At 64.8% G+C, this 273-nt stretch carries 1 protein-coding gene; it reads right to left on the reverse strand.

Annotation, left to right across the window (positions count from 1 at the left end; all coding sequences use genetic code 11):
• Nucleotides 1–273, reverse strand: a 273-nt coding sequence (locus IB252_RS29980) for a DUF5801 repeats-in-toxin domain-containing protein (RefSeq protein ID WP_225607663.1), incomplete at both ends; no start/stop codon positions are given.

Raw genomic sequence — 273 nt, forward strand, 5'->3', positions numbered from 1 at the left:
TTGGCTCGGTGCCGGTGGTGCTGATGCTTGGCCCATCGTCCTCGAACACCAGGTTCTGCCCGATGTTGAGGGTCGCTTGGGCACTGTCGCCGTCCTTGTCGGTGATGGTCGCTGTCAGGGTGACCAGATCGTCCGAGCTCAGGCTGGTCGCGTCATCGGGATTGGTGGCATCGGGATGCACCACGGCGCGCAGCTGGTCGAGGGTGACGTCACCGTTGGCGGCGACGCTGACCGTGAACACCAGCAGGTTGGTGGTGGCCGTACGGCCTTCGA

The organism is Pseudomonas sp. PDM10 (genome assembly GCF_014852295.1).
Taxonomy (GTDB): domain Bacteria; phylum Pseudomonadota; class Gammaproteobacteria; order Pseudomonadales; family Pseudomonadaceae; genus Aquipseudomonas.